This window comes from Thiohalocapsa sp., from assembly GCF_019695415.1.
Lineage (GTDB): Bacteria > Pseudomonadota > Gammaproteobacteria > Chromatiales > Chromatiaceae > Thiohalocapsa.
In genome coordinates, this window is the sequence record NZ_JAIFKJ010000202.1 from 1 (window position 1) to 5,381 (window position 5,381).

Annotated in this window: 6 protein-coding genes; 5 read left to right on the forward strand and 1 reads right to left on the reverse strand. The window is 67.8% G+C overall.

Annotated elements, in window-relative coordinates:
- Nucleotides 1–341: hypothetical protein (locus I6U14_RS05725; protein WP_296897608.1), on the reverse strand; the 341-nt coding region annotated here is incomplete at its 3' end.
- A gap of 338 nt (nucleotides 342–679) precedes the next feature.
- Between I6U14_RS05725 and I6U14_RS05730 the strand changes: the two genes are divergently transcribed.
- The 5 genes from I6U14_RS05730 to I6U14_RS05750 form a co-directional block, all read left to right on the forward strand.
- A complete protein-coding gene (locus I6U14_RS05730; protein ID WP_296897610.1) occupies nucleotides 680–1,948 on the forward strand; it encodes a glycosyltransferase family 4 protein in 1,269 nt (422 codons plus the stop codon).
- A 5-nt stretch (nucleotides 1,949–1,953) separates the two neighbouring features.
- Nucleotides 1,954–3,720 carry a sugar phosphorylase gene (locus I6U14_RS05735; protein WP_296897612.1) on the forward strand — a complete coding sequence of 589 codons (1,767 nt, stop codon included), beginning with the start codon at nucleotides 1,954–1,956 and terminating at the stop codon, nucleotides 3,718–3,720.
- Nucleotides 3,721–3,821: 101 nt separating this feature from the next.
- Entirely contained in the window at nucleotides 3,822–4,403 is a 582-nt protein-coding gene (locus I6U14_RS05740) for a hypothetical protein (protein ID WP_296897614.1), read from the forward strand.
- 28 nt (nucleotides 4,404–4,431) lie between these two features.
- Entirely contained in the window at nucleotides 4,432–4,731 is a 300-nt protein-coding gene (locus I6U14_RS05745; protein WP_296897616.1) for a BPTI/Kunitz-type proteinase inhibitor domain-containing protein, read from the forward strand.
- A 78-nt stretch (nucleotides 4,732–4,809) separates the two neighbouring features.
- Nucleotides 4,810–5,381: hypothetical protein (locus I6U14_RS05750; RefSeq protein ID WP_296897617.1), on the forward strand; the 572-nt coding region annotated here is incomplete at its 3' end.

Below are 5,381 nucleotides of genomic sequence, written 5' to 3' on the forward strand. Positions count from 1 at the left end.
CCGTGGCGGGGGAGCCGCGGGAGGGCGCCCGGCATGGCCGTGTTCTTGCCAAGGGTGTGGTTGTGCAGGTGCCAGATGGCCGGTGCGCCCTTCAAGGCCTCTCGCGCGGCCCGTACCATGGCCGCGGCCAGGGTGTCGGGTGACAGCGTGGGGCGGCGCTCCTCGTACGCCAGACCCGGCAGCACCCTGACCTGGACGCCCGACGGCAGCGCTGCCTGGGGCGCCTCACCGCTCAGAACCGCCACCTGTGCGCCGCGGGCGAGCATGGCAGTGCAGGCGTGCTCGATGACCCGAGTAACGCCGCCCGTTTGCAGATGATAGTGGACAATGCAGACGCGCATGGCGTGCTCTCTGCCTTGGCTGCCGTGGGCTCACCGGGGTGTCATCCGGCCGGTGAGGACCGCATTGCAAGCGCTGCCCGCTGGGGCCTCTGCCCCAGGATTGCTCAGGCCGGCCGGCGGATCATCATCGGCGTCGCCCCGGGCACGAGAGCTGCTTGTCATTGGTGAGCGGCGCTGCCGGTGCCGGCGTCTTCTCAGGTCTGGCTGTGCCGCCGCATCGTCGCCCTTTGCCGGCCCGGCCATATTCCCGCCGGCACGCCGGGGCGGCATTATAAGGCCCCGGGCGACGGCCTTGGGCAGCGCCGGCGGCCGCGCCAGCCAGCATGTGTCATCTTCCCATGAAGCAACCCGAGAACATCGGCTTCGTCTCCACTCGCTTTGCCGGTACCGACGGCGTGTCTCTGGAGGCCGCCAAATGGGCGGAGGTGCTCTGGGGCGGCGGCCACGTGAGCTATTGGTATGCGGGCGTGCTGGACCGTGATCCGGCCATCAGCCTATGCGTGCCGGAGGCCTTTTTCGACCACGCCGAGAACGCCTGGATCAACAGCCAGCTCTGGGGTCGCACCCGTCGCTGTGCCGAAGCGAGCCGGCGCATCCGCGAGCTCACGGAGTACCTCAAGTCCACCCTCTACGACTTCCGTTCCCGCTTTGAGCTGGACATTCTCATTGTCGAGAACGCGCTCACCATCCCGATGCATGTGCCGCTGGGCGTGGCCATCACGGAGTTCCTACTGGAGACGGGCATGCCGGCCATCGCCCATCACCACGACTTCATGTGGGAGCGCCAGCGCTTTCAGATCTCGGCGGTGGACGACTACCTGGAAATGGCCTTCCCGCCGCGGGTGCCGCACTTGCAGCACGTGGTCATCAACCAGGCGGCGCGGGAGGAGATCGCTTGGCGCAAGGGTCTGCCGAGCGTGCTGGTGCCCAATGTCTTCGACTTCGAGAACCCGCCCGGAGAGCCGGACGACTACGCTGCCGATGTGCGCCATGCGCTCGGGCTGCTGGACGATGATCTGCTCATCCTACAGCCCACGCGGGTGGTGCCACGCAAGGGCATCGAGAACGCTATCCATCTCATTCGCCGGCTCAAGCTCCCCCGCACACACCTGGTGATCTCTCACGACAGCGGCGACGAGGGGCTGGAGTATGGCCGCCAACTGTTGCAGCTTGCCCGGGATGAGGGCGTCTCGCTCAAGTTCTTCGGCGAGCGTATGGCCGACCGCCGCCAGCTGAATCAGGACGGCGACAAGGTCTATGTGCTGAGCGATCTCTATCCCCATGCCGATTTCATCACCTTCCCGAGCCTTTACGAGGGCTTCGGCAATGCGCTCCTGGAGTCCATCTACTTCCGCAAGCCGCTGGTGGTGGGGCGCTATTCGGTGTATCAACGCGACATCGAGCCCAAGGGTTTCAGGCTGCCGACCATCGACGGCGTGGTTGACCACAGTGTGGTGGAGGAGAGCCGGCGCATCATCGAGGATGCCGAGTATCGCCACGCCCTCACCGAGCACAACTATCAGGTGGCGAACCGTTTCTTCAGCTACCGCGTGCTGCGGGACAGCCTGCGCAGCATGATCAACAACATCCGCAACATGACGGAGTAAGGCGCATGCGTGTGGTGGAGCGCGCCGTTCTCGAGCGCATCCGCGGCCGCCTGGCTCGGCTCTACGGTGCAGAGCGCTTGCCTCAGCTGCTGCAGCGCCTGGAGCTCCTGGTGGGCCGCTACGGTGTGGGCTCGCATTGCCTGGAGCCGGATGCCCCGCGAGCCCGCTGCCGCGGCTGGGACCAGCGCGATGCTGTGCTCATCGCTTATGGCGATATGGTGAGCACTGACGGCGAAGCGCCGCTGGCGACACTGCGCAGGTTCATGGACGAGCGTGTGGGCGATGCGGTCTCTGCGCTGCACCTGCTCCCCTTCTTTCCCTACAGCTCCGACGATGGCTTTGCTGTCATCGACTACCGTGCCGTGGACCCCGCGCTCGGTACCTGGGACGACATCGATGCCCTGAGCCAGGACTACCGGCTTGCGGTGGACCTGGTGATCAATCATGTGTCCGGCCAGAGTCACTGGTTCCGCGCCTATTGCAATGGCATGGCACCAGAACGCCATTATTTCATCGAGGCGGACCCGGCGACGGACCTATCCGCAGTGGTGCGGCCGCGCACCACGCCGTTGCTGCGGTCTGTGCAGACCCCTTACGGCGAGCGCTACGTCTGGGCCACCTTCAGCCACGACCAGCTCGACGTCGATTTCTCGAACCCGGACGTGTTGTTCGAGTATCTGGACATCCTCTTGCTCTATGTCCACCACGGCGCGCAGATCATCCGCCTGGACGCCATCGCCTACCTTTGGAAGCGCCTCGGTACCCCCTGCATCCATCTGCCCGAGACGCACGAGGTGGTGAAGCTCCTGCGGGACCTGCTGGAAATGCTCGCCCCGGGGGTGCTGCTGCTCACCGAGACCAACGTGCCGCACGCCGAGAACGTCAGCTACTTCGGCGCCGGGGACGAGGCGCACATGGTCTACCAGTTCAGCCTGCCGCCGCTGCTGTTGCATGCACTGCATGCAGGCGACGCCGGTTACCTCAGCGACTGGGCGGACAGTCTCGGCCCGCCCCCCTCTGGCTGCACTTTCTTCAACTTCACCGCCTCCCACGACGGCATCGGCCTACGCCCGCTTGAGGGGCTGGTGCCGGAGGCCGAGCTCGCCGCCCTCGTGGCCGCCATGGAGCAGCGCGGCGGGCTGGTGAGCCGGCGCAGCAGCCCGGATGGCCGGGCGACTCCCTACGAGCTCAACATCACCTATTTCGATGCCGTCGGCGTGCCCGGCGACCGTGACGCGTCCATCCGGCGTTTTCTCTGCTCGCAGACCATCGCCATGGGCCTACAAGGCATCCCGGGCATCTACTTCAACAGCCTGCTTGGGGCCGATAACGACATCGGCGCAGTGGAGCAGACTGGCCGCGCGCGCAGCATCAATCGCCGCAAATGGACCCGTGCCGAGCTGGACGCCCTGCTCGCGGAGGGCTCCGACCACCAGGCTGCTGTGGTGCTGCCGGAGTACCTGCGCCGCCTGCGCCTGCGCGCCGCCCAGCCCGCCTTCCACCCGGACGCCGCGCAGACCGTGCTGGAGCTTCCCAAAGGACTGTTCGGTGTGCGCCGGGACGCCGCCGAGACGGGGCAGCGGCTCTGGATGCTGGCCAATGTCACCAACCGCAAGCGCAGCTGTGCCCTGAGCCGGCTGGACCGACACTGGCAGCGCGGGTGCTGGCGCGAGCTGATCAGCGGCTGGGAGTCGGATGCTGCCGCGCTCGCCAGCCGCTTCGAGCTCGCGCCGCACCAGGTCGCCTGGCTGGTGCACGAGCCCAAGGCCTGAGCCCCCGCTGGGCGCCACCGGCTGAGCGCCTCAGGCTCGCATTTTGAGCCCGGGCGCTGTTAGCCTCTGCGCCGTTGTGACCGGCAGTATCGATCTCCAGCGTGCATCCACTCGAACACCTACTGCGACAGCTTAGCGACCGCCTACCGTGTCGTATCATCGATGGTGAGTACGGCGAGCCCTATTTGGAGCGCTATTACCTCGCGGGCGCGTTCGGCTGGCATGCCTATCTGCATCGCTTCGTTGACTCAGACCCGGACCGCGGCCTACACGACCACCCCTGGGACAGGGCCTTCAGTCTTGTGCTGACGGGCGGATATGACGAGCTGCGCTTCGCCCAGCCACCATCCGACGGTGTTTCCGCGGCGGTCGCCGCAGAGCCGCCCATCATAAAGCGCCGTATCCGCCCTTGGCGGCTAAACCGGCTCCGCGGGACGGATTATCATCGGGTTGTGCTGCGCAGCGGCCGCCCGGCCTGGACGCTTTTCGTCCATGGCCCACGGGTCAAGGGCTGGGGCTTCCTGCGCGGCGGATGCTACCGGGCCATGGCGCGCACTGCACAAGACTTCCGCCACCGAGACTGGTGGCTCACCGCGCCGACCGGGCGGGCGGTGCGCCAAAGCCGCGCCGAGCAAAGTCTCCGCAAGGAGCGTCCTCACCAGGTTGCAGCGCAGCACGACTGATCTTCCCTTTTGCCAGCGGAGCTGTTGCATGTACCGCGTCCCGAGCACGACGTTGCGGGCCCTGCCCGCCGTTTTCTCCGCCCTGATGCTCGCCCTCGCCGCCGGCTGCGGCGGCGGCGCCGACAACGGCCCCGACGTACCGGCCGATGCCATGCACGTGAGCTGCCTCGCGAAGCCGGCTCCGGGCCCCTGCCGTGCGGCCAAGCGGGCCTACTACTACGACTACAAGACCGATAGCTGCCAGCCGTTTATCTGGGGAGGCTGCCAAGGCAGCGTGCCGTTCGAGACGCTGGAGCAGTGCCTGCGGATGTGCAAGGGTGAGCGCTGATGCTGCGGCCCTGGCGCGGAGCGCCCGCCTGACCCGTAACGCTGCGCGGGCGAGTCGATCCTGATCTAGACTCCAGGCATGGCCGCCTGGGCTGCGCAATTCCCCCGGTTCTCGCGGGCGGACCTTGCCGCCGCCGTCGTGCTGTGTCTGCTGATTGCGGCGGCGTCCGCGTCGGCTGCGCAGCGCTGGCGCGGGGAGCTCGAGGGTGGTGGGGAGATCGTCGTCGACCCTAACACCCATCGCGCGCTGCGCCAGGACGGCGGTGCCACGCGACAACTCTGGGACGGCGTGCATCGCCTGGAAGATGGCTCCGCCGTCACCGTGCGGGATGGCGTTGCCGTGCCCACCGAAGACATGTATCGAGCTTGGTCGCAGCCGGCCGCACCCGAGCCCGTCTACGCCGAGCAGTGGTGCAGGCAGCTGGTGCGCAAGACCTGCGGCTTCGACGACGCCTGCGACAACAGCGCTGCCTGCCTTCAGGCCCGCACCCTCCTGGCCGATGCCGAGCGCCAGCGCCGGGCGCTCCTCCTCCCGACCGGGCCCGGAACGGCTGCGGACCCCGCGCCCCAACCCCCCCAGCCGCGCTGCCCCGCGCCCCTGCCCGACCCGGCACCCCCCACCCCGCCGCGCCTTCCCGCCGCCGCCGCCAC